We start from the raw sequence: 24,947 nt of genomic DNA, 5'->3' as shown, positions 1-24,947 counted from the left end.
GCCCTCCGGGGGAAGTCTCCCCCGGAGGGCTCTTTTTGTCGGTGGGTAGGTCTAGCGTCGCCGGTGACAGCTCATATCAGCCAAAGGAGCCTGCGATGGCGTCACAGCTCAACCCCTACCTGACCTTCGGCGGCAACGCCCGCGAGGCCATGGAGTTCTACCAGTCCGTCTTCGGCGGCGAGCTGAAAGTGAACACATTCGGCGAGTTCGGCAGCCCCGACCCCGCCGTGAAAGATCTCGTCATGCACGCCAACCTCGACACCCCGAGGGGCTACCGCCTGATGGCCTCCGACACCGCCCCCGGCATGACGCTGAACCCCGGCAACAACGTCACCTGCAGCCTCAGCGGCGACCCCGGCGAGGGCCTCGAGGAGGTCTGGGCCAAGCTGTCCGACGGCGGCGAGGTGGGCGTCCCCTTCGAGAAGCAGATGTGGGGCGACACGTTCGGCCAGTGCAAGGACAAGTACGGCATCCAGTGGATGGTCGACGTGGTCGGTTCCTGACGGCCCGCTCGCCGCGACTTCCCAGTCTCCCGAGGCGGGGGCGCACCTCCCGGGCGGCCCTTGTCCGGCGGGGCCGAGCGCGCCCGCACGCGGCCTCGTCTCGCTGGGCCGGGGCAGCCCGCGCGCGGCCTCGTCCCGCTCGGCCGGGGCAACCCGCGCGCGGCCTCGTCCCACTGGGCCGGGGCAGCCCGCGCGCGGCTTGTCGCTCAGGGCCGGGGTGGCCCCGCGCGCGGCCCGGTCCTCAGGGGAGCGGCGTGTTCTGGTCGTGCAGGAGGAGCCAGGGGCCGGCGTCGCGGGTGAAGGTGAGGCTCAGGACATAACGGGTTGAGTAGGGCTCGCCGTGCTGGTCGCGATCGTCGTAGTCGACGGTGAAGACGGCTACCGCGGTGTCGCCCGCGATCGCGGTGTGGGAGGGGGAGAGGCGCCAGCTCCAGTCCGGATCGTCGAACCACTCGCGGTGGAAGTCGGCGATCGCCTCCCGGCCCTGCAGGAGGCGGCCGTTCGGCATGATCAGCGAGACGTCGTCGCGGACGGTGGCCAGATATGCCTTCAGGTCGCGCGCCTCGATGGTTGCCAGGTGCCCGTCGAGGGCTTCAGTGAAATCCACGCGCCCAGCATGGCTGCGGGCCGTCGCGCCCGCACCGCATTTAGCCCGCTCGCGCGCTGCGCTGCGCGGGCGGGCGGGCGCTGCGCGGGCGGGCGCTGCGCGGGCGGGCGCTGCGCGGGCGGGCGCTGCGCGGGCGGGCGCTGCGCGGGCGGGCGCTGCGCGGGCAGGCGGCGCGTGGCGCGGGCAGGCGGCGCGTGGCGCGGGCAGGCGGCGCGTGGCGCGGGCAGGCGGCGCGTGGCGCGGGCAGGCGGCGCGTGGCGCGGGCAGGCGGCGCGTGGCGCGGGCGGTGTGACGTCGGGTCTTTCAGCGGGCGGCTGTGTCGGCTGCTGACTTGGCGGTGGGGGCGTCGAGCGGGTCGGACATGAGGGCGCCGAAGCCGAGGTCTGCCGCGCCGATCAAGGTGGCGTCGTCGGCCAGGGCCGAGACTCGCAACTGGGCGCGCTCGCGGGAGACCGGCATGGCGTGCTGGCCTATGCGGGCGGCCACCTGCGGAGCGGCGGCCGCGTAGACGTCGCGCAGAGTGCCGCCGAAGATGACCACGCCCGGGTTGAAGAGGTTGATGAGGTTGGCTACGCCGATGCCCAGCCAGTCGCCGATCTCGGCCACGGCAGACGCAGCTATGCGGTCACCGGCGGTCGCGTCGCGGACGACTGCGCGGACAGCGTCTCGGCCGAACTCGCCTGACTCGCGGCCGGCGGCGTCGAGCAGGGCGCACTCGCCGGTCTCGGCCTCCAGGCAACCCCGGGAGCCGCACAGGCAGGGGCGGCCGTCGACCGGGTTGACGAGCATGTGACCCACCTCGGAGCCGTAGCCGCCCTCGCCGCCCAGGAGCTGGCCGCCGACCAGGATGCCGCCTCCGACGCCCACGTCGCCGTGCAGGTAGATCAGGTCGGGGGAGCCGATGCCGGCGCCGCGCTGGAACTCGGCCAGCGCGCCCAGGTGGGCCTCGTTGCCGACGGCTACGGGCAGGCCGATGCCGAGCGCCCGCGACAGCTCCGCGCCGAACGCCTGGTCGACCCAGCCCATCTCGGGGCCGTAGCGGACCATCCCGTCGCCGGGGCGGATCATGCCGCAGTAGGAGGCGCCGACGCCGACGCAGAGGGAGCCGGGCTCGATCAGCTCCCGGCCCAGCGCCGCCAGCTTGCGCACCACCGTGTCGAGGTCGACGCCGGCGCGTGGCCGGGCCGCCTCCCGCCGGTCCAGGACGCGGCCACCCAGGCCGACCCGGGCCGCCACGAGCCGGTCGACCGCGACGTCGAAGGCGAGCACCCACACCCGCTCGGACTCGGGCACCACCACCAGCGACGGCCGGCCCGCCCCGGTCGTACCCGATGGATGCTCCTCACGCACCAACCCGGCGGCCACCAGCTCGGCGGTCCACCCGAGGATCGTGCTGCGGTTGACGCCCATCCGCTCGGCGAGCGCGGCACGCGACAGCGGCCCGCTCACATGGATGTGGTGGAGCAGGTCCCCCAGGCTGGATCGGTGGCGGTGCATCTGACCAACAACCTAACCGGTCCGGCGACAATTGGCCCGTGATCAAAGGGTTGCTGCTCGACTTCTACGGCACGGTCGTCGAGGACGACGATTCCACCATGCTGGCCATCGCCGGGCGGGTCGCCGCCGGCTCCCCGGGCCGGCCGACCGGCGAGGAGGTTCTGGCCGGCTGGGAGCGGGAGTACGCGGCGGTCGCGGACGGGACGCCGTTCCGGAACCTGCGCGACTGCGCCGTGCACAGCCTGGCCACGGTCATGGCCGCGTACGGGTGCCCGGGCGACCCGGCCGAGTTCGGCGCCGGCCAGTTCAGCGGGCGGGTGCTGCCGCTGCGCCGGGGCACGCTGGAGTTCCTGTCGCGGGTCACTGTGCCGATCTGTGTGGTGTCCGACGCCGACCACGCGGTGCTGTCGGCGGCGATCGCGCACCACGGGCTGCGCTTCGACGCGGTGGTGTGCAGCGAGCGGGTCGGCGCCTACAAGCCGCACGCCGCCATGTTCCGGCACGGGCTGGCCGCGCTGGGCCTGGAGGCCGGCGACGTCATGCACGTGGGGGACTCGCTGCGGGCCGACGTGGCGGGCGCCAACGCGGCCGGGATCCGCTCGGTGTGGGTCAATCGCCGAGGGCTGCCGGCGGCCGAGGGCGCGGCCGCCACGTACGTCATCGCCGATCTCTCGGAGCTGAGCGGCCACCTCTAACGGCCGGCCAGCCGCTCGATGAGGCCGACCTGGGCGACGATCAGCTTCTCGATCTCGCTCGGGTCGACGCTCTCGTCGGACGCGTGGATGCGGGAGCGCGCGACGTCCTCCGGTCCCCAGAGGATGAACTCGGCGTCCGGCGCGACCTCGTGCAGGGTTCCCAGCAGCGGGATCGACGCGCCGTTTCCCGCTTCCTCGACCGGCTTGCCGAAGGCGTCCTCGAGGGCCAGCCGGGCGGCGGCGTAGCCGGGACCGTCGGTGCGGCAGGCGAACGGCGGCGCGGTCTTGGTGCGCTCCACCGAGACCTGGGCGCCCCACGGCGCGTGCGCCACGAGGTGCGCGGCCAGCGCATCGAGTTCCTTCTCCGGCGATGAGCCCGGGACGATGCGCATGGAGAGTTTGGCGCGGGCCTGCGGGATGAGCACGTTGGACGACCCGGCCACGCTGGTCATGTCGATGCCGATCGCGTTGATCGACGGCTCGGCCCACAGCCGCTTGGCGAGGCCGCCGGTGCCCATCAGCCCGACGCCGTCGAGCAGGTCGGCGCTCGAGCGGAACTCGTCCTCGTCGAGGTCGCCGCCGTGCCACGGGTTGCGCGACACCCCGGCCACCGCGACGTTGCCGTCCGCGTCGTGCAGGGTGGTCAGCAGGCGGGCGAGGGCCATCATCGCGTCCGGCGCCGGTCCGCCGAAGACACCGGAGTGCAGCGGGTGCTGCAGGGTGCTGACCGTTACCACGCAGGCAACGTCGCCGCGCAGCGTGGTGGTGAGCACCGGGTCGCCGACCCGCAGGTTTCCCATGTCGCAGACGATGAAGACGTCGCAGGCGAACAGATCCGGGTGGGCGAGGACGAACTCCGGCAGGTTGCTCTCGGTCTCCTCCATGCCCTCGACGACCAGGCGCACGGTGCACGGCGGCTCGCCGTCGAAGACCTTCATCGTGCCGAGGTGCGCGACCAGGCCGCCCTTGTCGTCGGCGGCGCCGCGGCCGTAGATGCGGCCGTCGTCCTTGCGGGTCGGCGTCCAGGGGTCGCTGGTCCAGCCCTGCTCGGGTGGGGCCGGCTGCACGTCGTAGTGGGCGTACAGCATCACGACGGGGGAGCCGGGCGGGCCGGGCACCTCCGCGTAGATGGGCGGGTAACCGTGCGGGACGGGCATCAGTTCCGCGTTGGTGAAGCCTGCCGCCCGTACGAGATCAAGGGTTTGATGTCCCATGAGCTCGACCGGCTCGGCCGGGTAACCGGGAAACGCGACCGACGGAATCGCGACCAGCCTTTCCAGGCTCTCCAGCAACGACGGCATCAGCGCCGCTACTCGATCTTTCGTCTGCATGAGTCCATTTCCGCAGCGAGCGGACCGGTTCACCTCATCCTTTGTGGATGACGCCCCGGATGAGGGCCGGATGCGAACCTCCTGACCATCGGCGGGCGCGCGGGAAAGGGCGACCGGACATGGACATTGTCTTCGTACTCGAGGCGCTGGTGGTCCTCGGCTGCATCGTCATGGGCACCCGCTCCAGCGGAGTCGGTGTCGGCGTGTGGGGCGGCGTCGGCGTCGCCGTTCTCGTCTTCATCTTCCGGGAGCCGCCCGGCGAGCCGCCGGCCGGCGCGATCGCCATCATCCTGGCCGTGGTGACCGCGGCCGCGATGATGCAGGCCGCCGGGGGCATCGACTGGATGGTCCAGGTCGCCGCGAAAATCATCGAGGCGCATCCCCGGCAGATCACGCTGATCGCCCCGATCACCGCGTTCGCGTTCACCATCGGGGCCGGCACCAGCAACATCCTCTATCCGCTGCTGCCGGTCATCTACGACGTGTCGTACCGCAACGGCATCCGGCCGTCGCGGCCGCTCTCGGTCAGCGTCGTGCAGTCCGGCGTGGCCCTCGCCGCGTCGCCGGTCTCGGCCGCCATGGCCGCGATGCTCACGCTGACCGACACCGCGCCGTACAACTTCGGCCTCACCCAGATCCTCGCCGTCACCATCCCCGCCTGCCTGGCCGGCATCGTCGTGACGGCCCTGGTCGTCAACCGGATGGGCAAGGAGCTGGCCGAGGACCCCGAGGTGCAGGAGCGCGTGGCGGCCGGGCTGATCCCGGCGCCCGGTGGCGTCCGCACCATCACCAAGCAGCCGTCGGTCACCGGCGGCGGCGGAACAGCCGACGCCGACCTCGACGACGACCCGGTGCCCGCTTCCGCCGCGCTCACCGCGACCAAACAGGGACGCAACGCCGCGATCGCCTTCCTCGTCGGTGTGCTTCTGATCGTCATGTTCGGACTGTTCCCCGCGCTGCGCCCGCATTTCCCGGTCGAGGGCGGCGGTTCCGAGCCGATCGACATGACCAGCACCATCGTCATGGTGATGTTCGTGGCCGCGGTCGCGATCATCTTCGTCGGCCGCCCGCAGGTGAAGACGGTCCCGGAGATGTCGGTGTTCAAGGCCGGCATGATGTCGGCGATCGCCCTGTTCGGTATCGCCTGGATGACGTCGACCTTCATCGAGGCGCACGAGGAGTTCATCGTCGACACGGTCGGCGGCTGGGTGAACGACTACCGCTTCATCTTCGCGCTGGCCGTCTTCATCGTCGCCGCGCTCACCACCAGCCAGTCGACGGCCACCCGCACGATCGTCCCGATCGGTCTCGCGGCCGGCCTGTCGCCGGGCCTGCTGGCCGGCATGTGGGCCGGTGGCATCGGCGGCGTGTACGCGCTCCCGACCGGCGGCCCGCAGATCGCCGCCGCGAACTTCGACCTCTCCGGCACCACCAAGCTGGGCACCAAGCTCTTCGACCACAGCTACTTCGTCCCGATGCTGGTGCTCTCGTTCACGACCGTCGTGGTGGGCGCGGCGATCGGCGCCATCTTCTTCTGACCCCTGGGGGCGCACGCCATGGAGATCCCGCACAAGGTCGCGGCGCTGATGCCGTCGCTGCTGACCGATCTGGAACACCTGGTCACCATTCCGTCGGTCGCTTTCCCCGGTTACCCGGCCGAGCCGGTCGAGCTCATGGGACATCAAACCCTTGATCTCGTACGGGCGGCAGGCTTCACCAACGCGGAACTGATGCCCGTCCCGCACGGTTACCCGCCCATCTACGCGGAGGTGCCCGGTCCGCCCGGCTCCCCGGTCGTGATGTTGTACGCCCACTACGACGTGCAGCCCGCGTTGCCGTCGCAGGGCTGGACCAGCGACCCCTGGACGCCGACCCGCAAGGACGACGGCCGCATCTACGGGCGCGGCGCCGCCGACGACAAGGGCGGCATCGTCGCGCACCTCGGCACCCTGCGTGCCTTCGACGGCCGGCCGCCCTGCACGGTCCGGCTGATCCTCGAAGGGATGGAGGAGACCGAGAGCAACCTGCCGGGGTTCGTGCGGGCCCACCCGGATCTGTTCGCCTGCGACGTCTTCGTCATCTGCGACACCGGCAACCTGCGCGTGGCGGAGCCGGTCTTCACCACCGCCCTGCGCGGCGACGTGGCGTGCGTGGTAACGGTCAGCACCCTGCAGCACCCGCTGCACTCCGGCGTCTTCGGCGGCCCCGCGCCGGACGCGATGATGGCCCTGGCCCGCCTGCTGTCCACCCTGCACGACGACGACGGCAACGTGGCGGTCGACGGCGTGACCACCGGGGTGTGGGAGGGCGCCGACTTCAGCGAGGCGGAGTTCCGGGCGAGCGCCGACCTCCTGGACGGCGTCCAGCTGACCGGCACCGGCCCGGTCAGCCACCGCCTGTGGGGGAAGCCGTCGGTCAACGCGATCGGCATCGACATGACCAGCGTGGCCGGGTCGTCGAACGTGCTGATCCCGCAGGCGCGCGCCAAGCTTTCGATGCGCATCGTCCCGGGCTCTACACCGGAGAAGGAACTCGACGCGCTGGCCGCGCACCTCGTGGCGCACGCGCCGTGGGGCGCGCAGGTCTCGGTGGAGCGCACCAAGGCCGCGCCGCCGTTCGCCTGCCGCACCGACGGTCCCGGCTACGCCGCCGCCCGGCTGGCCCTCGAAGAGGCGTTCGGCAAGGCGCCGGGCGAGGCGGCCAACGGGGGTTCCATTCCGCTGTTGCGGTACCTGCAGGACGCGTCGCCCGAGGGCGAGTTCCTGCTGTGGGGAGTGTCGGACATCGCGGCGGCGCGCATCCACGGGTCGGACGAGAGCGTCGATCCGGCCGAGCTTCAGCGGATGATCGTCGCTCAAGCTCTGCTCCTGCGGAACCTGGCTTCCTCAGCGGGTTCGTGACGGTGACAGGTGGGCGCGCTCGCCCTGGGACCCGAAAGAGGGTGAGCAACTCGGCGGGCTGCTCGCCGGCGCTGGCAATCCGGTGGGGCGTGCGGGTATCGAACTCCGCCGCCTCACAAGGGCCCAGTTCGTACTCGAGCTGCAGTCGCACTGCCCATTGAGCACGTAGACCCACTCGTACCGGTCATGGGTTTGAAGTGGCAGGTAGATCACCTTGTAGCCTGATCCCGCCGGGCCGTCTGGTCAGCGGCACGACCGTGTGGCCGGATTGCCGCACCGCCCGCAGATGGATGCTGATGCCGCCACAGCGACGGAAGGACACCGGGCCCGCCTGGACCGCGCCCGACGAGAGGGCGACGCTGGTGGGCTTCCTCGACTACCTGCGTGATGCCGTCGCCGCGAAGGTCGCCGGCGCGCCCGAGCCGGCGGTCCGCACCGCCGGGGTGCCCTCCGGCACCAGCCTCCTGGGCCTGATCAAGCATCTGACGGCAGTGGAGCGGTTCTACTTCCTGGAGGAGCCGATCACCAACATGCGCCGCACCTTCCGGCCGACCGCGTCGGAAACCGCGGACGCTCTGCTTGCCGCCTACCGGGAGACCACCGCGCTCGCCAACCAAGTGATCGGGACCTGGAGTGACCTGACCGAGGCGGCGCCCCGGCCGCCGGGGAGGGCGCTGCCCCCGTCCCGGCGGTGGGTCCTGGTCCACATGATCGAGGAGACCGGCCGGCACGCCGGCCACGCCGACATCCTCCGCGAGCAGATCGACGGCGCCACCGGCCGCTGACCGGCGCGCCGCCCCTGGGGCCGCGTGCTGTCAGCTGTAGGCGCCGCCCGGGCGGCGGCGTGCTGTCAGCTGTAGGCGCCGCCCCCCAGGCCGGCGGCTGTCAGCTGTAGGCGCCGCCCCCAGGCCGGCGGCTGTCAGCTTTAGGCGCCGCCCCCAGGCCGGCGGCTGTCAGCTTTAGGCGCCGCCCCCAGGCCGGCGGCTGTCAGCTGTAGGCGCCGTCGTCGTAGTCGTCGTAAGGCGGCTCTTCGTCGGGTGGTTCCTCGCCGAAGAAGAACGGCTCGGGCTCCGCGGCGCGTTGCTGCGGCGCGGCGGATGAACGCCGGCCGGCGCCGGATCCGGTGGCCGAGCGCGGCCCGGCGCCGGTGGGCTGCGGCCTGCCGGTGGCCGAGCCGCCGGCCGCCGCCGACGTCGGGGACGCCGACGTCGGGGACGCCGACGTCGGGGACGCCGACGACGGAGGTGGCGGTGACATGGACGGTGCCGACGAGGACGAGGACGAGGACGAGGACGATGACGGGGACGGGGACGGGGACGGGGACGGCGCGTCGGGTGTGGCGGCGAGGGTGTCGAGGACCTGCTGACCGAATTTGGTCAGCTTGGCCTGGCCGACGCCGGACACCGTGCCCAGCTGGGCCAGCGAGCTCGGGCGCAGTGTGGCGATCGCCTTCAGCGTGGCGTCGTGGAAGATGACGTAGGCGGGGACGCCCTGCTCCTTGGCCGTGGCCGCACGCCAGGCGCGCAAGAGCTCGAAGACCGGCGCGGCCTCGGCGGGGAAGTCGGGCGCCGCGGACCCGCCCGCCAGGCCGCCGGAGGAGCCCGCGGCGGCCTGGCGGGCGCGGGGTGCGCGCGGTGGCTTGGGGGCCTCGCGCCGCATCATCACCTTGACCTCGCCGCGCAGCACCGAGGCGCTCGCGGGCGTCAGCACCAGCGTGCCGTACTCGCCCTCGACCGCCAGATATCCCGCCGCCAGCAGCTTGCGCACCACGCCCCGCCACTCCTGGTCGCGCAGGTCGGCGCCGATGCCGAAGACCGACAGCTCCTGGTGGCGGAACTGCAGGACCTTCTCCGTCTCCTTGCCGAGCAGGATGTCGATCGACTGGCCGGCGCCGAACTTCTGCCCCCGCTCGCGCTGCAGCCGCAACACCGTGGACAGCATCTTCTGCGCGGGGACCGTGCCGTCCCAGGAGGACGGGGGCGTCAGGCACGTGTCGCAGTTGCCGCAGCTTTCCGTTTCGGCGGTCTGCCCGAAATAGTTCAGCAGCTGGCCGCGCCGGCAGGAGACCGTCTCGCACAGGGCCAGCATCGCGTCGAGGTGCTGGGAGAGGTTGCGGCGGTGGGCCGTGTCGCCCTCGGAGCTCTCGATCATCTTGCGCTGCTGGACGACGTCCTGCAGACCGTACGCCAGCCAGGCGGTGGACGGCAGGCCGTCGCGGCCGGCGCGGCCCGTCTCCTGGTAGTAGCCCTCCACCGACTTGGGCAGGTCGAGGTGGGCCACGAAGCGGACGTCGGGCTTGTCGATGCCCATGCCGAAGGCGATCGTCGCGACCATGACCAGGCCGTCCTCGCGGAGGAAGCGGGACTGGTTGGCCGCCCGGACCCGGCTGTCCAAGCCCGCGTGGTAAGGCAACGCCGGGATCCCCTGCTGGGAAAGGAACTCGGCCGTCTTCTCCACCGACGCGCGGGACAAGCAGTACACGATGCCGGAGTCGCCGGCGTGCTCCGTCCTCAGCAGGTCGAGCAGCTGGCGGCGGGGTTCGTTCTTGGGCACGATGCGGTACTGGATGTTGGGGCGGTCGAAGCTCGCGGTGAAGTGGCGCGCGTCGGTCAGCTGCAGGCGAGTGGCGATCTCGGTGCGGGTGGCGCTGGTCGCCGTCGCGGTCAGCGCGATGCGCGGCACCTCGGGCCAGCGCTCGTGCAGCATCGACAGGCCGAGGTAGTCGGGCCGGAAGTCGTGGCCCCACTGGGAGACGCAGTGCGCCTCGTCGATCGCGAACAGCGAGATCTTGCCGCGGTCGAGCAGCCGCTGGGTCGCGGGGACGCCCAGGCCCTCGGGCGCGACGTAGAGCAGGTCGAGCTCGCCGTTGACGAACTCGGCCTCGACGATGCGGCGCTCCTCGTAGTCCTGCGAGGAATTCAGGAAATTCGCCCGGACGCCGAGCGTGCGCAGCGCGTCGACCTGATCTTGCATGAGGGCGATCAGCGGCGAGATGACGATGCCGGTGCCGGGGCGGACCAGGGCGGGAATCTGATAGCACAACGACTTGCCGCCGCCGGTCGGCATCAGCACCAGCGCGTCGCCGCCGCCGGCCACGTGGTCGATGATCTCGGCCTGCGCCCCGCGGAACGACGGGTAGCCGAAGACGCGGTTGAGTACCCCAAGGGCGGCGGATTCGGAAGTCACCCCGCGATAGTAGAGAGGTCGACCGACATTTCGCGGAGGCCTGTGGATAACACCGGGCCGCGCGCCAGCCCGACAAGATCGAGGATCACCTGCGCCGGAGAGCCTTCCGAGGCCACGAGCGTGATCGGCGCGCTCTGCGACAGATGCACAGCCGCCACGTGATGTAACGCCGACACCCCGGCGCTGGACAGATGCGTCACCCCGGAGAGGTCCACCAGCAGTGGCACCGTCCCGCCCCGGCTGCGCCGCAGCAGCTCCTGCCGGGCGGATCCGGCGGTCACCGCGTCCACCGCGCCCTCGATCCGCACCCGGGTCTCGTCCCCGCCCGGCTCCTCGGCGATGAGGAACGGGGAGCTCACCGCCGGGGCGGAGGTGACCGGCAGGTCGAGCATCCGGGCCGGCCTGGTCAGCGTGTGCCGCACCCACGCGGTCGTGCCGGAGGCCGACGGCTCGACCTTGAGCCCGTCGACCAGTTGGGCCGCCATCGCGAGCCCGCGCCCGCGGGTGGGGGAGACCGTCGGCGTCCGCCAGGCGCCCTGGTCGCGCACCGAGAACCTGACCTCCCCGGCCGGCGTCAGCCAGCCGCTGACGGCCACCAGGCTGGCGGCGTGCTCGATCGAGTTGGTCATCAGCTCGCCGAGCGCGTGCTGGATCATGAAGGTGTCCTGCGACGTGGCCCCGGCCGAGGCCAGCCACTCGCCGATCGTCTCGCGGGCGCCGCGCAGCGCCGTCGGTTCCGGCGGCAGATCAAGATCAAGATCGGTGAGCACGGGTACGCGCTGGGCCGCGAGCAACGTGATGTCGTCGTGGTGGCCGGTGGCCCGGACCAGCATCTCCACCGTCTGCACGCAGACCCGCTCGGCCGCCGTCAGGCCGGGGTCGGAGAACGCCCGGCCGGCCGCGCAGGAGGCCGCGACCGTGGCCAGCTCCGCCGAGCCGCTCGGGTGGGTGCGCCCGGGCCGCTCCAGAATCCCGTCCGAATAGAGCAGCAGCAGCTCACCGGGGGCCAGCCGCGCCGTGCCGACCGGGAACGACCCACCCGTGGCCAGCGGCGCCCCGCCCGTACCCGGCAAAAAGCGTGTCTCCCCGGACGGTGACACCACCAGCGGGGCCGGATGGCCCGCCGTGCAGTAGGTGAGATCGCCCGAGACCGGATCGAGCGACACCATGCAGATGGTCGTCGCGTGCGCCGCCGGCGACCGCGACGCGAACCGGTCGGCCGCGCCCAGCGCCTCCAGGATCCCGGCGCCGTCGTCGAGCCGGTCCCGCAGCACCGCCCGCAGCTGGCCCATCACCCCGGAGGCGGTCACGCCGTGCCCGACCACGTCGCCGACGATCAGCGCGACCCGCCCGTCGCGCTGCGCCACCGCGTCGAACCAGTCCCCGCCGGCGGCCGTGTCCGCGTCGGCCAGCAGGTAGCTCGCCCCGACCTGCAGGCCGGGCAGCACCGGCAACCCGGCCGGCAGCAACGAGAGCTGCAGCGACGTGATGACCTGCAGGCTCTCCTCGTACTTGCGCCGCACCAGCGCCGCGGCCTGCCGCTCGCGCACCAGCTCGGTCACGTCGAACCCCACCGCGGTCACACCGCGGATCTCACCCGAGGGGGAGCGCCAGGGCGTGATGGTGAAGTTCGCGAACATCTCGTGGACGGACCCATCCGGCATATCCAGATTTGCGCGCCACTCCTTGCCGTTGACCGGCTCACCCGTGCGGTAGACCTCGTAGTACGCGTCGACGAACTGCTGCCCGATCAGGTCGCTGATCACGTCCCGGATCGGCACGCCCCGCCACGCCCGGCCGGGCAGCACCGCCCTGGTCGCCGCGCTGAGGCTGAGCACCCGCAGGTCGGGCCCCTCGCACACGACCAGGATGAACGGCACCTGGTCGAGCGCGAGGAGAAGCGGATCGTCCATCCTCACATCGTGCCGGACGTCGCGGGAAGAACCTACTCGGCCAGCGGTAGCTCGATCGTGTGAGACGTGTGCGAGGCCTTCGTCGCCAGATAGCGCACGTTCGCCGCCGACATGTGCACCCCGGTCGGGATCCGCTGCGCCACCTCGATGCCGCACGCCTCGAGCTGCGTCGCCTTGTCGGGGTTGTTGCTGAGCAGCCGTACGCGATCGGCGCCCAGCGCAAGCAGCATCTGCGCCGCCGCCGTGTAATCGCGCTCGTCCTCGCCGTGCCCGAGCGCCACGTTCGCCTCGTAGGTGTCCAGCCCCGCGTCCTGCAGCGCGTACGCGTCCAGCTTGGCGTACAGCCCGATACCGCGGCCCTCCTGGCGCAGGTACAGCAGGAAGCCGCCCTGGTCGGTGATCCGCTCGGCGGCCTCGCGCAGCTGCGGCCCGCAGTCGCAGCGCTGGCTGCCGAACACGTCCCCGGTCAGGCACTCGCTGTGCGGCCGCACCAGCGGCGCCCGCCCGCCGGCCGCCGACTTGGTCAGCGCCCGCTGCCAGTCACCGAGCCCGAGGGCGATGTGCTCCTTGCCGTCGACCAGGCCGTCGAAGGTCATCACTCGCGCCGTGGTGGTGTAGCCGTCCGAGAAGCGCAGCGGAACAGTGACCTGCTGACGCACCGTGGCCTTGTTCATCGGTATCGGTCCTCCTCGTTGGTTCCCCGCTGGTCTTTGCCCACCGACAAGGTCTTCCGAACGCAACAGATTGCGAACGTGCCTGTCATCGTCGCGCGGTTTATCTTGTACGCAACTGTTCGACCGGGGTGACGATCGTCGCTCTACTGGAGGCGTCATCGGTGGTTGAGCGTCCTTACACGCTGTTGAGTTGCGGCATGTCGATCGATGGATATCTCGACGATGCCGCACAGGACAGATTGCTGCTGTCCAACGACGCCGATTTCGACCGGGTCGACGAGGTCCGGGCCGGTTGCGACGCGATCCTCGTCGGCGCGGCCACCATCCGGCAGGACGACCCGCGCCTGCTGGTGCGCTCGGCCGAACGCCGGGCCGCCCGCGTGGCGCGCGGCGAGCGCCCACACCCGGTGAAGGTCACCGTCACCGGCAGTTGCGACATCGACCCTACCGCGCGGTTCTTCACGCTCGGTGAGGTCGACAAGCTCGTCTACTGTGCCACGGCCACCGTCGACGACGCCCGCAAGCGGCTCGGCGACGTGGCGACCGTGATAGACGGCGGCGACCCCGTCGACCTGCACACCGTCGCCGCCGACCTGGCCGCGCGCGGCGTGCGCCGGCTGATGGTCGAGGGCGGCGGCACCATGCACACGCAGTTCCTCACCGCCGGGCTCGCCGACGAGCTCCAGCTGGTGGTCGCGCCGTTCTTCGTCGGCGACTCCCGGGCCCCGCGCTTCGTCAGCGACGGCGATTTCCCGTGGGGGCCCGGCCACCGGGCCCGGCTGGCCGGGGTGCGCCAGATCGGCGACGTGGTGCTGCTGCGGTACGCCCTCTCCGATCGGTTCGGTGAGAAGGACTGACATCAGGCGCCTGTGCGGGCCAGCTCACGCTGCGGCGAGCTGACGTACATCGCCGGCGCGGGCGAGACCGGCGCTGCCACCCGTACGGAATGATCCACCGAAAGCGGGCGGACGGCCCGGGCCACCACGACGAACGCGCCCGGCATCGCCGCCACGAAGGCGAAGACGCCGTAGACGACTGCCGTGGTCAGGCCCTGCGTCGCGCTGAGACCGGCCGCGCCGAACGCCCACGCCGTCACCGCCTCGCGCGGACCCCAGCCACCGATGTTGAGCGGCAGCGACATGGCCAGCAGCGCCAGCAGCATCAGCGGCGCGAGCCGCAGCAGCGAGGCGCTCGAACCGGCCGCGCGGGCCGCGACCACGAACGTCGCGAGATGTCCGAGAAGGACGACCGTCGACGCGAGCGTGATGCCCGGCCAGTTGCGGCGGGCCAGCAGGCCGGTCCGGATCTCGGCGAGACCCGTGCGCACGCCGGCCGCCACCTTGGAACCGCCCTGCCGCAGCTTGCGGCAGGCGAGAAGGACCAGGACCGCGGCTGCGGCGATGCCCGCGCAGACGACGGCGGCAACGGCTCCGTGCTGCTCGAGCAGGGTCAGGACCGGCGAGGGTACGGACAGGAGCACCGCGACGCCCACGCCGATGAGCACGATCTGCCCGGCCGTGCGCTCCAGCACCACCGCGCGGACGCTGCGCCCGACATCGCCCTCGTCGCGGCCGTGCTTGACGGCCCGGTCCACGTCGCCGAGCACGCCGCCCGGCAGCGCCGCGTTGAGGAACAGCGCCTTGTAGTAGTCGGCGATCGCGCCGCGCAGCCCGAGCCGCAGCCCCAGCCCGCGCGCCACCAGGCACCACCGCCACGCGCTGAACACCGTGGTGACGACCCCGATGGTGAACGCGACGAACAGGGCGGGCAGGTCGAGCACCCGCAGGCCGTCCAGGAAGGCGCCGGTGCCGAGCCGCCACAGCAGCACCGCGAGGATGCCGGCCCCGCCCAGCAGCCGCAGCCATGGCCAGATCGATCGCGTCACGTCGCCGTCCCCTCCGTTGTGCCCGTCTTCCCCTAGTACGCCGGGACGGGCACAAAGGGTTCAGCCGAAGATCGCCAAAAGATCAACATGCCCGATCGTGGCGTTCGGGACGTTTGCCAGGCGCGTGTCCAGATATGTGTCGAACCGCAGGTCAGGGCGCTGCTCGGCGGCGGCGCCGACCCAGCCGCGCAGCCATTCGGCGGTCAGGGCCCGATTCTGGTCACCCAGCCGCCACGGGCTCGGACGGGTGACGACGGTGGCCCCGGCCTTCTCGAACGCATCCTTGGCGGCGGCCGGAGCGTCCGGCCCGAGCAGCCTGCGACCGGCGACGACGCGGCGCTGGTGGGCGTTGAAGGCATCCTCGATCGTCGCGTCCTCGGGCAGCGGCGGGTCGAGAGTCGCCTCGCCGGCCACCGAAAGCGTGAACAGCGCCGGAGTCCTGGACGCGGCCAGCACGTCGGCCAGGTCCTGCACCTCCTCGGCGGTCAGCAGGTCGAGCAGGGCCGAGCAGGTGACGAGGTCGGTGCCGGTCAGATCGCCGGCGGTGAGCGCGGTGACATCGCTCAGCGCGGTCTCGACGGTCACGGCCGGGAAGGGCATGTTCGCGGCGGCGTGCTCGAGCAGCGCGGGGTCACGGTCCGCCATGATCCAGTGCTGCGGGCCGTCGAGCTGCGGCGCCAGCCAGCGCCCGAGCGAGCCGGTCCCGCAGCCGAGGTCACGAATCGTGCGAATCGGACCCGGCAGCAGCGCGACGAGCTCTTTGCTGCGCGCGGCGGCGTCGGCGGGCTCGCGAAGCCCCAGCCAGGATTCGCTGAACTCTCCGGTCATGCGTCAAGCACCTCACTGAGTCGTCGTGCTGTGTCATCCCAGGTCGGGAGGGTTTCGCGGCGCTTGGCGGCGGAGGCGCGCAGGGTGGCGCGCAGCTCGGGGTCGGTGAGCCATGCCCGCAAGGCGGTGGCCAGGGCTCGGGGGTCGCCGGGCGGGACGAGGATGCCGGGGAGGGTCCCGTCGGGCGCCCTGCCGAGGGCCTCGGGAACGCCGCCGACCCTGGTGGCGATCACGGGCAGGCCGCGGGCCAGGGCTTCGGTGATCACCATGCCGTAGGTTTCGGCACGCGAGGGAAGAACAAAAAGATCGGCGTTCCCGTACGCGGCGTCCAGCGCGGTCCCTTGCAACGGCCCGACGAAGTGGATGTTCTCACTCGCGTGCGGGACAGCCCGGCCGACAGCCCCGGCGAAGGTGCAGCTCCACCGCAGGTCACCGAGGCTTCGCTCGAGGGCCGCGACGAGGAGGTCCTGCCCTTTCCTGGGGGTGACCGAGGCCACGCACAGCAGCCTATAGCCCGATTTATCAGGGCTTGTCAGTTCGGAGGGCGACACGCCGGGCTCCATCACGGCGACGTCACCGGGCAAGTCGTGCATTTCCGAAATGCGGTGGGCGGCTGCCTGGCTGGTGGCGATCACCAGCGACGCCAGGTGGAGGGTGGTGCGCTCGCGAGATCTGCGCTCGGTCTGCTGCTGGGGGGTCAGGCCGGTCTCGTCGCTCAGGGGGAGGTGGACCAGGACGATCAGGCGGAGGCGCTTCTTGTGGGGCGCGAGGATCTCGGGGACGCCGCAGGCCACCAAGCCGTCGAGGAGCACATCGGACTTATCGGGAATATCTGATAGGGCGTGGGCGAGGGACTCTCGGGCCTCGTCGTCGGGAGTCGGCCACGTGCCGTCGACGGCGATCTCGTAGACCGGGCGGGTGGGCAGGTCGCCGCCGGTCTGCGGGCTGGTCGCGCCGGAGAGGAGGTTGAGGACTATGCGGTCGAAGCGGTTTCCGCCGCTGGGGGCTGCCGGGTCGTCGATCGAACCCGGCAGCACGGCCCACAGCGGGTTGCTCACAGATCTCGCTCGTAGGAGGCCCAGGCGATGTGCGACTCGTGCAGCGTCACCGCGATCCCGGTGAGGCCGGCGGCGCCGGGGCCTAGCTCGCCGGCGGTGGCCTTCGCGGCGAGGCGATCGGCGATGACCTTCGCGAGGTACTCCGTGGACGTGTTCACGCCCTTGAAGCCGGGCTCGTCGTCGAGGTTGCGGTAGCTCAGGCCGCCGCAGATCGCGTGCAGTTGCTCGCTCGCCAGGCCGATGTCGACCACGATGTTGTCGTCGTCGAGCTGCGGCCGGCGGAACGTGGCGTCCACGACGAAGGTGGCGCCGTGCAACTTCTGGGCCGGTCCGAAGACGTCGCCCTGGAAGCTGTGCGCGATCATGATGTGGTCGCGGACGGTGACGCTGAACAAGTGCCTACTCCTCGGGATAGTCGATCACGTGGCAGAGGGCCGGAAGGCTACCCGCCGCGAGACGTGGCAACACCTCGGGCAGCTCAGCGAAGGGCGAGCGGCCGGTGATCAGCGCCTCGAAGGCGGGGTTCCTGAGCAGGTCGAGCGCGAGCGCCAGTCGCTCCGGGTAACCGCGGCGGCGGCCGGGGACGATGCCGCCGACCTGGCTCGAGCGGACGGTAAGGCGGCGGGAGTGGAAGAACTCGCCGAGCGGGACCGTGACCTGCTTGTCGCCGTACCAGCTCAGCTCCACGACGGTGGCCTCGGGCGCGACGAGCTCCAGCGACCGGGCCAGGCCCGCCGACGTGGCGCTGGCGTGCACGACGATGTCACAGCCGTCCCGGGCCTGCTCTGGCGTGGCGAAGGCGGCGCCGATCCGGGCCGCGAGCTCGGCGCGCGAGGCGTCGATGTCGACGAGCTCCACCCGTACGCCAGGAATTTGCGCGGCGATGGCCGCGACCGACGCACCCACCATGCCCGCACCCACCACCGCGATCTTGTCGCCGATCATCGGGGCGGCGTCCCACAGCGCGTTGACCGCCGTCTCCACGGTGCCCGCGAGGACCGCCCGATGTGGGGGAACGCCGTCCGGCACCACCGTGACCGCCGAAGCGGGGACGGTATAGCGGGTCTGATGGGGGTACAGGCAGAAAATGACGCGATCCCGCAGCTCCGCCGGGCCCTCCTCGACGACGCCCACGTTGAGGTAGCCGTATTTGACCGGGGCCGGGAAGTCGCCCTCCTGGAACGGCGCCCGCATCAGCGGCCACTGGCTCTCGGGGACACGCCCGGTGAAGACCGTGGTCTCGGTGCCGCGGCTCACCCCGGTGTGCAGGGTGCGCACGAGGACCTCGTCGCGGGCCGGACGCCTGACCTGTTCGGGGCGGATCTCGCCCCGTCCGGGGGAGGCGAGCCAGAACGCCCGGGCGTCACCCGACATGGGCTGTCTCCTCAACTGCTGAACCGAACTTCGCTACCGCACGTGTTAAGCGCTGACAGCGGCAACCATACGCAGCCGATCTTGCTCTGGAGGAACGGTGACACTCGCAGCCACCCCGTCGGCCCCCGCTCGCGGACCGATGATCGGCCTCGGGGCGCAGGCCGCCCTGCTCGGCGCGCTCGCCGCGACGCTCGGGCTCACCGCGGCCGGCCTGCTCGCGGGGGCCGTGTACGGGCTGGCGCTGTGCGGTCTGCTGGGCGCCGGGCTGCAGCGGCACGGGATGCGGGCGATGGGCCCGGCGAACGTCGTCACGTTCTCCCGCGCGATCCTGGTCGGCGGGGTGACGGCCCTGGTGGTGACGTCCTTCACCCATCCGGTGAGCACTCCGGCGCTGGTGGCGGTGGCCGGGGTGGCGCTGGCGCTCGACGGTGTGGACGGTCAGGTGGCCCGCCGCACGGGCAACACGACGGCGCTGGGCGCCCGCTTCGACATGGAGATCGACGCGTTCCTGATCCTGGTGCTCAGCGTCTACGCCGGCGACCGGTTCGGCTGGTGGACGGTGGCGCTCGGGGCGTACCGGTACCTGTTCGTGGCGGCCTCGTGGGCCCTGCCCTGGCTGACCGCGGCGCTGCCGCACCGGTTCTCCCGCAAGGTCGTGGCGGCCCTGCAGGGCATCGTGCTGGCGCTGGTGACGGCCAACCTGCTGCCGCCGGTGCTGTCGCAGGTCGCCCTCGCCGTGGCGCTGGCGTCGCTGACCTGGTCGTTCGGCCGGGACGCGATCTGGCTCTACAAGGCCTCGCAGGTGCGGGCGGCGGCCCGGGTGCGGTGGTCGGCGCCGCGGCCCGCGCTGGTCGGCTAGGACACTCGGGCGATCGCCCCGGGGGGCGGCGCGGGGACGGCATCGGGGTGGAGGATGGCGGCGATCGCCTCGACGCCCTCCACCAGGCGCGGGCCGGGGCGCACGACCAGACCGTCGCCGTCGATCGCCCAGACCTGAGCGTGGGGGAAGTGCGGGACCACCGCTGCGGCCTGCTTGATCGCGCCGTCCAGGTGGAAGCCGCACGGGGTGACGATGACGACCTCGGGCTCCGGGGCGGCCAGGTCGGCGTACGAGATCTCGATGGAGCGTGACCCACCACGCGCCGCGACCGGATCGCCTCCCGCGGCCGTGACCAGGTCGGGGACCCAGTGGCCGGCGGTGAACGGCGGGTCCACCCACTCGACGACCGCGACCCTCGGCCTGCGCCTTGCCGCGACTGCCTCGCTGACCTGGTGGAGACGCTGGTGCAGGGCCGCCAGCAGGGCGTCGGCTTTTTCGGGTACGCCCGCGGCGGCGCCCACCCGGCGGAATGTGTCGAGGACCTCATCCAGCGAGTAGGGATCCAGGGAGAGGACGTCTGCCCGGCAGCCCAGGTGATCGAGGGCTTCGTCGACGTGGTCGGAGGGCAGCGCGCAGACCCGGCACAGATCCTGCGTGAGGATCAGATCTGGTTGTAACGCCGCAAGCGCGCCGGCGTGCAGCGTGTACAGGTCCGCTTTCGCCGACATTTGCTGTTTTACATAGGCGTCGATCTCGGCCGGGGTCATGCCGCTGGTGTCGCGACCACCGACCACGACGGTTTTCTCCTGGCGGGCGTGCGGGGGCTCGTCGCACTCGAAGGTCACGCCGACCAGATCGTCGCCGAGACCCAGGGCGTAGACGATCTCGGTGGCGGAGGGGAGCAGGGAGACCAGGCGCATCTCTCCAGGGTGGCATCGGCCGAAAGGCGTAGGCACGGCGGGGGATTCGGTCCGGGGAGGGATGTGGCCGCCGGGCGCATGCGCGGATGCTTTCTGTCACCCGCCGGACCAGCATGGGGGAGACACATGAGCACGGCACCGCTCGCGCACACCGATGTGATCGTTCTCGACTATCTCGCGGCGCTGTGGGCGCAGAGCGAAGACCTGTCGCCGCAACTGCGGGACGAGCTGATGACCACGGTGGCCGACTACATCGCGGCGCGCCGGGCCGCGGCCTCGTCGCCACTCGACGACGCCGCGGCGATCGTGCAGCGGTTAGGACCGCCCGAGGCGCTCGTCGACGCGGTGCGGAGGGGGCAGTTGCCGCCGCACGTACGGTTGCCGGCCCTGGTGCCGCCGCCCCCGCCGCCCTCGCGGCTGCCGGCGCAGCAGGGCGGGGTCGCGGAGTACACGGCGGTCGGGATGCTGACCGCCGGAGCGTTCTTCCTGCCGGTGGTGTCGCCGGTGGCCGGCATGCTGCTGGCGAGCGCGTCGCCGCACTTCACACCGGCGGACAAGGCTGTCGGGTGGACCCTGACGGCCGGGTCGGCCGCGATGGGCGCGGTGCTGACGCTGTTCTTCGCGACGCTGCCGTTCCACACCGGCGCGGCGCTGCTGCTGATCTATCTGGCCATGTGCACGGGCGCCTTCGCGGCCGGGATGACGCTGCTCAACTCGCTGCGGCGCCGCTGATTGTCCGCCCCTTTGTTCTCCCCTTTGTTCTCCCTGCGGAAACCGTCCGGTCGTTCGCGCTGTGTTCGCTGTCGGAGCAGACACGAAACGGTCACGGAGGGTCGCATGCCGGGCAAAATCGAGGCGTACGTGCAGGATGGGCTGGTGGAGACGGATCTTCAACTGGCCCTGCGCGCGGTGATCACGGGGGCCGCGGTCGCGATGCCGCACTTCAGCGCGCTCGCCGACCTGCCACGTGAGCTGAAGGCCGACGGGTCCGTGGTGACGGCGGCCGACCGGGCCGTCGAGGCCGCCATCCGCGAGGTGCTGACCGACGCCCGGCCGGACGACGCGATCCTGGGCGAGGAGGAGGGCGGCGCCACGGCGGGCGCCGCGCGGCGGTGGATCATCGACCCGATCGACGGGACCCGGCTGTTCGTCGAGGGGGACGACCGGTGGCTGGTGCTGCTCGGCCTCGAAGAGGACGGGGAGATCGTCGCGGGGGTGGCGGCGCACCCGGCCCAGGGGAGCATCTGGTGGGCGTCGCGCGGTGGTGGGACTTTCGAGGGCCGCATCGTCGGCGGGCGCGCCGTGGCGGCCACGCCGGTGCGGGTCACCGAGGGCGGGCCGGACACGCTCGAGGAGAGCCGGCTCGGGGTGGTGCCGGAGGAGTGGGCGCCTCACCTGGTCGCGCCGCTCAAGGCGATCACGCCGCCGCTGCCGTGGCGGATCCACCCCGGGCTGATGGTGGCCCGCGGTGAGCTGGACCTCGCCATCCAGACCGGTGGGCAGATCTGGGACTTCGCGGCGACGTCGTTGATCCTGACCGAGGCGGGTGGGTCGTTCAGCGGGCTCAACGGGCGGACCCGGCCGGGGCCGGGGGCTTCGCTGTATGCGCGCAGTGAGGCGTTGCGGGAGGCGGCGCTGGAGGTGCTCGCGGACGCTCGGCATTCCGCCTAGTGCTGTTGTTTCAGCAGCCGGGGCCGGCGGCCACTCCGTCGACGATGCGGTAGGCGGTGATGTCGCCCTTCACGAAGCCCTTCAGGTCGGCGATCGTGGCCGGGGGCTCGTCGTGCAGGCCCACGTAGGCGATGATCGCCGCGTCGACCGTGCGGCAGCTGGCGCGGTCGGCGACGGCCTGGGCCTGCTTCTCGAGACGGTCCGGGTTCAACGCTGCGTAAGAGACGCCGGCCGCACTTACGGTGACGGCTGCGGCCATCGCTACGTGGGTGAGGTGCACCGGAGCAGCCTAGGCAAGATCACCGTGCGTGCAGGACCGGCCGAACGGTCGAGGTCTTCCGGCCGTCCGCATCACTCTGGGTAAAAGTGCTAAACCTTGGCGTCCGGCGCGCGGAGGAAGGCGAGGATCGTCGCCTGTGCCCGGGGATAGTCGGGGTTGCCCGGGTTGAGGTAGCCGCCGTGCCGGCCGCCGGGAATCGTCACGAAGGTCTTGGCGGGCCAGGGCAGGGCGGCGAAGGCGGCCCGGCCCGCCGCGATGGGCACGGTGGGGTCCTGGTCGCCGTGGAGGAACAGCACGGGTACGGGAGTGCCGCCGAACTTGGCGGGAGGACGGCGGCCCGCTATCGAGACGGCGGCGCGCAGGCCGGGCAGATGGCCGGGATGCAGGAGGCCGAGCGTGGTGGTGCCACCCGCCGAGAAGCCGACAGCTGTGACGTGGCCGAGGTCCAGGTGCGGGTCCTCCGCGAGGGAGCGCAGCACGAATTCGGCGTCGGCTGGCTGATTCCGTACGTCATGGGCGTCGACTTTGACCTTGCCGTTGGTGTGCGGATAGGCCGGGGCCACGACGGCGAACCCGGCGGCGACCCAGGTGGCGGCGATCGGCGCGAACTGGGCCGGAAGCCCGCCGAGGCCATGGCTGAACAGGACGACCGGGTGCCGGTGATCGTCCGCCGGCGACCAGATCGTGGTGAGCAGGGGCCGGTCGCCGCGCATCAGACGGAGTTGGCGGTAGGTGGGCTGCGGGGCGCCGGTGTTGGCGCGTGCGGCGCTGCCACCGCAGCCGGCCAGCAGCGCGACCAGCACGACGACCGCCCCCAGCCTGCCCATGCCGTGAGCCTAGAAACGTCACGCCATCGGACATATCGCCGTTGTGGGGGACGATGAGACGACGAATTGTGCTCGCCGGCGCCGCAGCGCTTGCCGCGTATGTCGGAGTGGCGGGATATCGCACCCGAATGGCCGAATCGCGCCCCGTCATCCCGTCGGCTCCGCCCGGCGAGGAGCGCCTGGAACACCGCTGGTCAGCGGCCCGAGGCCGGATGGTCGGCTTCTACACGGCGGTGCCGGCCGGCTTCGGCGACGGGCGGGGGCTCCCGGTCTGCCTCGTGATGCACGGCGCTTCGAAGACCCCCGACGACTATGCCGCGCTGGGCCTGGGGCGATTCTTGACCGATCTGGTACGGCGTGGGCTGCCGCCCTTCGTGCTCGCCGGCGCGGACGGCGGGCAGCTCGCCTGGCGCCCCTCCGCCGGCGACGACCCGCAGCGGATGGTGCACGAGGAGATCCCCATGTGGTGCCGGCAGCGGGGTTTCGACACGACCCGGCTGGCCGCCTGGGGCTGGTCGATGGGCGGTTATGGCGCGTTGTTGCTGGCCGAGGCGTTCCCCGGTTTCGTGAAGGGGGTGGCCGCCTTCTCGCCCGCCGTGCGCCCCGACGACGACGTGGCCGGCGCGGCGCGGCTGCTGCGCGGCACGCCGGTCGGTTTGTGGTGCGGGAAGCAGGACAGCCTGTACGAGGAAGTGCTCGAGCTGCGCCGCCGCTTGCCGGAGCCGCCGGTGGCCGGTTCGTTCGCGGACGGCCGGCACAATTTCGGGTACTGGTCGCGGTGCCTGCCGTCGGCTTTCGACTTCCTAGCCGGAGTCCTCCGGTCGTAGCCGGGGGATAAATCCGATATCGGCGGTGTATCGGGCCACTTCGGAGGACGGTGATCGAGTTTTAACCCGGCCGTCAAGTGTGATGCCGGACAATGACGAGATGGTGGCCTCCACCCTGCCGGTCAACGGTATCGAGCTCTGCACAGAGACGTTCGGCGAATCGACCGACCCCCCGCTCCTGCTCATCGCCGGCGCGGCCAGCTCCATGGACTGGTGGGAGGACGAGTTCTGCCGCCGCCTGGCCGCTTGCGGCCGCTTCGTGATCCGCTACGACCACCGCGACACCGGCCGCTCGACGTCGTTCCCGCCCGGCCACCCACCGTATTCCGCTGTGGACCTGGCCCACGACGCGCTCGGCGTCCTGGACGCGCTGAACGTGCACCGCGTCCACCTGGTAGGCCTGTCGATGGGCGGCGCCCTGGCCCAGCGGATCGCCGTGGAGCGCCGGCACCGCGTGCTGTCCCTGACCCTGATGTCCACCAGCCCAGGTCTGGGATCCCCCGACGCGATGCCATTGACCGAGCAGTCCGAGCCCGCATCGTCGCCGCAGCCCTCTCCGCCGGGGGAGGCCTCTCCGCCGTCTCAGCCTGCTCAGCCCGCTCCGTCCGCGGAGTCCACGCCGCCGGTGGAGTCTCCGGATGAGCCCGACTGGTCCGACCGCCGCACGTGCGTCAATCGCCTCGTCGAGAGCACCCAGGAACTGGGCGGCCCCTTCACCGCCGACGAGCCCCACCTGCGCCGCCTGGCCGAGCGGATCTTCGACCGCACCATCGACATGGCAGCCACCCAGACCAACCATTTCTGCTGCGCCGACGGCACCCCCTACCGCCACCTGCTCGGCACGATCACCGCCCCGACGCTGATCCTCCACGGCACCCAGGACCCGTTCTTCCCGGCCGCGCACGCCTACGCCCTGGAGTCGGAGATCCCCGGCGCCCGCCTGGTCTGGCTGGAGGGCGTAGGCCACGAGTTCCCGCCCATGGCCGTCTGGTCCCAGGTGATCGACGAGATCATCGGCCAGGCCGCGCGGGGACGGCAGCCCGCCTGACCCGCCCGTCATGCGGGCTCGTCCGGCAGGTTGGGGCCGCCCTCGCTCGGCCCACCCGGGCGGAGCTCGCGGAGCAGTCGCGGCCCGTCCGCCCGGGCAGGCG

25 protein-coding genes are annotated in these 24,947 nt (G+C 71.9%); 11 read left to right on the top strand and 14 right to left on the bottom strand.

The genetic code is table 11. The features are described 5' to 3' along the window. The first annotated feature begins 95 nt into the window (after positions 1 to 95). On the top strand, positions 96 to 503 hold the full coding sequence (locus ACQPZX_RS25595; RefSeq protein ID WP_433359798.1) for a VOC family protein: 408 nt from the start codon (positions 96 to 98) through the stop codon (positions 501 to 503). A gap of 241 nt (positions 504 to 744) precedes the next feature. On the opposite strand, the gene ACQPZX_RS25590 is transcribed toward ACQPZX_RS25595, so the two are convergent. Together ACQPZX_RS25590 and ACQPZX_RS25585 are read right to left on the bottom strand one after the other, a co-directional pair. Further along, a complete protein-coding gene (locus ACQPZX_RS25590) occupies positions 745 to 1,110 on the bottom strand; it encodes a YybH family protein (protein ID WP_433359795.1) in 366 nt (121 codons plus the stop codon). Positions 1,111 to 1,413: 303 nt separating this feature from the next. Then, entirely contained in the window at positions 1,414 to 2,607 is a 1,194-nt protein-coding gene (locus ACQPZX_RS25585) for an ROK family protein (RefSeq protein WP_433359792.1), read from the bottom strand. A gap of 38 nt (positions 2,608 to 2,645) precedes the next feature. Here ACQPZX_RS25585 and ACQPZX_RS25580 point away from each other — a divergent pair, with 38 nt between their 5' ends. Beyond that, positions 2,646 to 3,302, top strand: coding sequence for an HAD family hydrolase (locus ACQPZX_RS25580; protein ID WP_433359789.1), 657 nt, complete (start codon positions 2,646 to 2,648; stop codon positions 3,300 to 3,302). Here ACQPZX_RS25580 and ACQPZX_RS25575 read toward each other — a convergent pair. Next, positions 3,299 to 4,633, bottom strand: a complete 1,335-nt coding sequence (locus ACQPZX_RS25575; RefSeq protein WP_433359786.1) for a M20/M25/M40 family metallo-hydrolase — start codon at positions 4,631 to 4,633, stop codon at positions 3,299 to 3,301. The genes ACQPZX_RS25580 and ACQPZX_RS25575 overlap by 4 nt on opposite strands. 119 nt (positions 4,634 to 4,752) lie before the next feature. Between ACQPZX_RS25575 and ACQPZX_RS25570 the strand changes: the two genes are divergently transcribed. From ACQPZX_RS25570 to ACQPZX_RS25560, 3 genes are all read left to right on the top strand, one after another. After that, the gene (locus ACQPZX_RS25570; protein ID WP_433359783.1) at positions 4,753 to 6,171 is read left to right on the top strand and encodes an anaerobic C4-dicarboxylate transporter; all 1,419 of its coding nucleotides are present in this window, start codon (positions 4,753 to 4,755) and stop codon (positions 6,169 to 6,171) included. An 18-nt stretch (positions 6,172 to 6,189) separates the two neighbouring features. After that, positions 6,190 to 7,533, top strand: a complete 1,344-nt coding sequence (locus tag ACQPZX_RS25565; protein WP_433359780.1) for a M20/M25/M40 family metallo-hydrolase — start codon at positions 6,190 to 6,192, stop codon at positions 7,531 to 7,533. Positions 7,534 to 7,829: 296 nt separating this feature from the next. Next, positions 7,830 to 8,318, top strand: a complete 489-nt coding sequence (locus ACQPZX_RS25560; protein WP_433359778.1) for a DinB family protein — start codon at positions 7,830 to 7,832, stop codon at positions 8,316 to 8,318. Positions 8,319 to 8,520: 202 nt separating this feature from the next. On the opposite strand, the gene recQ is transcribed toward ACQPZX_RS25560, so the two are convergent. From recQ to ACQPZX_RS25545, 3 genes are read right to left on the bottom strand one after another with little or no spacing between them, the layout of a single operon-like run. Beyond that, positions 8,521 to 10,719, bottom strand: coding sequence for a DNA helicase RecQ (gene recQ, locus ACQPZX_RS25555; RefSeq protein WP_433359775.1), 2,199 nt, complete (start codon positions 10,717 to 10,719; stop codon positions 8,521 to 8,523). Further along, positions 10,716 to 12,632 carry a SpoIIE family protein phosphatase gene (locus ACQPZX_RS25550; protein WP_433359772.1) on the bottom strand — a complete coding sequence of 639 codons (1,917 nt, stop codon included), beginning with the start codon at positions 12,630 to 12,632 and terminating at the stop codon, positions 10,716 to 10,718. Before ACQPZX_RS25550 ends, recQ begins: the two co-directional genes overlap by 4 nt. A 32-nt stretch (positions 12,633 to 12,664) precedes the next feature. Next, the gene (locus ACQPZX_RS25545) at positions 12,665 to 13,306 is read right to left on the bottom strand and encodes a GTP cyclohydrolase II (RefSeq protein ID WP_433359769.1); all 642 of its coding nucleotides are present in this window, start codon (positions 13,304 to 13,306) and stop codon (positions 12,665 to 12,667) included. A 161-nt stretch (positions 13,307 to 13,467) separates the two neighbouring features. Between ACQPZX_RS25545 and ACQPZX_RS25540 the strand changes: the two genes are divergently transcribed. Beyond that, positions 13,468 to 14,163, top strand: coding sequence for a RibD family protein (locus tag ACQPZX_RS25540; protein ID WP_433359767.1), 696 nt, complete (start codon positions 13,468 to 13,470; stop codon positions 14,161 to 14,163). 2 nt (positions 14,164 to 14,165) lie between these two features. Here ACQPZX_RS25540 and ACQPZX_RS25535 read toward each other — a convergent pair whose 3' ends face one another. The 5 genes from ACQPZX_RS25535 to ACQPZX_RS25515 are packed head-to-tail and all read right to left on the bottom strand — an operon-like array spanning position 14,166 to position 18,451. Beyond that, entirely contained in the window at positions 14,166 to 15,191 is a 1,026-nt protein-coding gene (locus tag ACQPZX_RS25535) for a lysylphosphatidylglycerol synthase transmembrane domain-containing protein (protein ID WP_433359764.1), read from the bottom strand. Positions 15,192 to 15,251: 60 nt separating this feature from the next. Then, the gene (locus tag ACQPZX_RS25530) at positions 15,252 to 16,019 is read right to left on the bottom strand and encodes a class I SAM-dependent methyltransferase (protein ID WP_433359761.1); all 768 of its coding nucleotides are present in this window, start codon (positions 16,017 to 16,019) and stop codon (positions 15,252 to 15,254) included. Beyond that, the gene (locus tag ACQPZX_RS25525; RefSeq protein ID WP_433359758.1) at positions 16,016 to 17,077 is read right to left on the bottom strand and encodes a glycosyltransferase family 4 protein; all 1,062 of its coding nucleotides are present in this window, start codon (positions 17,075 to 17,077) and stop codon (positions 16,016 to 16,018) included. Before ACQPZX_RS25525 ends, ACQPZX_RS25530 begins: the two co-directional genes overlap by 4 nt. Beyond that, the gene (locus tag ACQPZX_RS25520; RefSeq protein ID WP_433359755.1) at positions 17,074 to 17,472 is read right to left on the bottom strand and encodes a 6-pyruvoyl trahydropterin synthase family protein; all 399 of its coding nucleotides are present in this window, start codon (positions 17,470 to 17,472) and stop codon (positions 17,074 to 17,076) included. Before ACQPZX_RS25520 ends, ACQPZX_RS25525 begins: the two co-directional genes overlap by 4 nt. Positions 17,473 to 17,476: 4 nt before the next feature. Further along, positions 17,477 to 18,451 carry a zinc-dependent alcohol dehydrogenase gene (locus ACQPZX_RS25515; protein WP_433359752.1) on the bottom strand — a complete coding sequence of 325 codons (975 nt, stop codon included), beginning with the start codon at positions 18,449 to 18,451 and terminating at the stop codon, positions 17,477 to 17,479. A gap of 97 nt (positions 18,452 to 18,548) precedes the next feature. Here ACQPZX_RS25515 and ACQPZX_RS25510 point away from each other — a divergent pair, with 97 nt between their 5' ends. Then, positions 18,549 to 19,310, top strand: a complete 762-nt coding sequence (locus ACQPZX_RS25510; protein ID WP_433359749.1) for a CDP-alcohol phosphatidyltransferase family protein — start codon at positions 18,549 to 18,551, stop codon at positions 19,308 to 19,310. Here the strand turns inward: ACQPZX_RS25510 and ACQPZX_RS25505 are convergent. Continuing rightward, on the bottom strand, positions 19,307 to 20,191 hold the full coding sequence (locus ACQPZX_RS25505; RefSeq protein ID WP_433359747.1) for an ABC transporter substrate-binding protein: 885 nt from the start codon (positions 20,189 to 20,191) through the stop codon (positions 19,307 to 19,309). The genes ACQPZX_RS25510 and ACQPZX_RS25505 overlap by 4 nt on opposite strands. 126 nt (positions 20,192 to 20,317) lie before the next feature. Between ACQPZX_RS25505 and ACQPZX_RS25500 the strand changes: the two genes are divergently transcribed. After that, the gene (locus tag ACQPZX_RS25500; protein WP_433359744.1) at positions 20,318 to 20,923 is read left to right on the top strand and encodes an HAAS signaling domain-containing protein; all 606 of its coding nucleotides are present in this window, start codon (positions 20,318 to 20,320) and stop codon (positions 20,921 to 20,923) included. 105 nt (positions 20,924 to 21,028) lie between these two features. Further along, positions 21,029 to 21,862, top strand: a complete 834-nt coding sequence (locus tag ACQPZX_RS25495; RefSeq protein ID WP_433359741.1) for an inositol monophosphatase family protein — start codon at positions 21,029 to 21,031, stop codon at positions 21,860 to 21,862. 10 nt (positions 21,863 to 21,872) lie between these two features. Here ACQPZX_RS25495 and ACQPZX_RS25490 read toward each other — a convergent pair whose 3' ends face one another. Beyond that, positions 21,873 to 22,142, bottom strand: coding sequence for a hypothetical protein (locus ACQPZX_RS25490; protein ID WP_433359738.1), 270 nt, complete (start codon positions 22,140 to 22,142; stop codon positions 21,873 to 21,875). Positions 22,143 to 22,231: 89 nt separating this feature from the next. After that, positions 22,232 to 22,969 carry an alpha/beta hydrolase family protein gene (locus ACQPZX_RS25485; protein ID WP_433359735.1) on the bottom strand — a complete coding sequence of 246 codons (738 nt, stop codon included), beginning with the start codon at positions 22,967 to 22,969 and terminating at the stop codon, positions 22,232 to 22,234. Positions 22,970 to 23,097: 128 nt separating this feature from the next. On the opposite strand from ACQPZX_RS25485, the gene ACQPZX_RS25480 reads away from it, so the two are divergent. Both ACQPZX_RS25480 and ACQPZX_RS25475 read left to right on the top strand, forming a co-directional pair. Beyond that, the gene (locus ACQPZX_RS25480) at positions 23,098 to 23,796 is read left to right on the top strand and encodes an alpha/beta hydrolase (RefSeq protein ID WP_433359732.1); all 699 of its coding nucleotides are present in this window, start codon (positions 23,098 to 23,100) and stop codon (positions 23,794 to 23,796) included. Positions 23,797 to 23,896: 100 nt separating this feature from the next. Then, positions 23,897 to 24,844, top strand: coding sequence for an alpha/beta fold hydrolase (locus tag ACQPZX_RS25475; protein WP_433359730.1), 948 nt, complete (start codon positions 23,897 to 23,899; stop codon positions 24,842 to 24,844). The last annotated feature ends 103 nt before the right edge of the window (positions 24,845 to 24,947 follow it).

Source organism: Actinoplanes sp. CA-142083 (assembly GCF_050942195.1).
Classification (GTDB): domain Bacteria; phylum Actinomycetota; class Actinomycetes; order Mycobacteriales; family Micromonosporaceae; genus Actinoplanes.
The sequence above is the reverse complement of the archived record's forward strand: the minus strand, read 5'-3'. Positions and strand labels throughout refer to the sequence as shown.